Origin of the sequence: Flavobacterium frigoris (assembly GCF_900111075.1) — a bacterium.
Classification (GTDB): domain Bacteria; phylum Bacteroidota; class Bacteroidia; order Flavobacteriales; family Flavobacteriaceae; genus Flavobacterium; species Flavobacterium frigoris.
This window is the reverse complement of the sequence record NZ_FOFZ01000054.1, coordinates 1-1,428: the sequence shown is the minus strand read 5'-3', so window position 1 is coordinate 1,428 and position 1,428 is coordinate 1. Positions and strand designations below refer to the sequence as shown.

Annotated in this window: 2 protein-coding genes; both read right to left on the bottom strand. The window is 31.4% G+C overall.

Features of this window, described 5'->3' with window-relative positions:
• Positions 1–131: 131 nt before the first annotated feature.
• Positions 132–971 carry an IS3 family transposase gene (locus BMW63_RS17770; RefSeq protein ID WP_245745025.1) on the bottom strand — a complete coding sequence of 280 codons (840 nt, stop codon included), beginning with the start codon at positions 969–971 and terminating at the stop codon, positions 132–134.
• A 23-nt stretch (positions 972–994) separates the two neighbouring features.
• Positions 995–1,378, bottom strand: a complete 384-nt coding sequence (locus BMW63_RS17765; RefSeq protein ID WP_074724794.1) for a helix-turn-helix domain-containing protein — start codon at positions 1,376–1,378, stop codon at positions 995–997.
• Between the last annotated feature and the right edge of the window lie 50 nt (positions 1,379–1,428).

The following is a 1,428-nucleotide window of genomic DNA, read 5'->3' as shown; positions in this document are numbered from 1 at the left end:
CTGTCTTTTCCTGATATAGGTTGACTATTTTTGGTTATTGTATAATTTCAAAAATAATTGATAATTGCCAGAATATTGATAAGTTTAGAAAAAATCTTTGGAGGGATTTTTTTCCAAACTTACCAACATTCTTACACTTCTAAAGTAGTCTTTTTTTTCTTTTTATACGACTTGTATTTGTGTATTTGATTTAGATGAGCAAAATGTGGTGTTTTCATCTCCAGTGAGCAATGTCTTCGCTCATTATTATAAATTTCGATAGCTTGTTTTACCATTTTTTGAGCTGTTTTTAAATTAGGAATCGTCTTGTTTAGTCCAAATTCATGTTTTAGAATTCCGTTAATTCTTTCGGCTACGGCATTTTCATACGGACTTGAGTTTTGAGTTGTACTTAAAATAATGTTCTTTGATTTGGCAAATTCAGCAAAATCTGGACAGCAATATTGCATCCCTCTATCGGAGTGATGGATTAGATTTTCATTGTTATAAAGTCTGTTTTTTACAGCCATTTGCAGTGCGTCTTTGACTAGTTGTACTCGCATATTTGTGTCAATTTTGTACCCCATGATTTTCTTGGAATAAACGTCTGTAACAAGTGCTAAATAAGCATGTTGAGAAGCCAATTTGATATAGGTTATATCACTAACAAATACTTGTTCGGCATGCTTTATTTCAAGATTTACAAGTAAATCTTTTGACTTATAAAACCCATGTTTTGAGTCGGTTGTTATGTGATATAGCTTTGTTTTTTTGATTAATAAATCATGATTTCTTAAAAAATGAAAGAACTTATCTCTACCCATTTTTATGTCATTTTGTTGAAAGTCATCTTGAATGTCCAGGTATAATTTTTTTGCTCCATATCGCGCCATTTTTTGGCGAATAGGAGTGATGAGTTCTTTGATTTTTTCAGCCTGTAAATCTTGCGTTTTTTGTTTGTTCATTCTTTTGTAATAAGCCTGTTTGCTTATCCCGAAGCATTGGTAGAACCATTTTATTTTAAAAGGTTTTTCTTTTTTTTCTCCACTTCTTTTAGTAACGCTTCGGGCAACGACTTTTTTGCAAAATCAAGATTAGTGCTTACTTCAAAATCAGCAATTATCATTTGTTGAAAATCTTTAACGAACTCAAGTTCTTCAATGCGTTCTTTGAGTTTTTTAATTTCTTGGTTTTTACTCATGGCTTTGGAATTTTGTTCAAAGGAACGCAATTTTTTCATCCAATAGGTTATTGAAGAGCGAGAAATTCCATGTAATTTGGAAGCGTGATTTACCGAGATTTGACCGTTTGAAATTTGGTCAATGATGGAAAGTTTTAGGTCGAAACCAATTTTTTTGTACTCAATTTTTGGACAGTGTTCTTTTTTTGTGGGTTCCATAGTTTGCTAAAAGTGTTTAATTTTTAGTCAACCTATTTCAGGATTTGTCA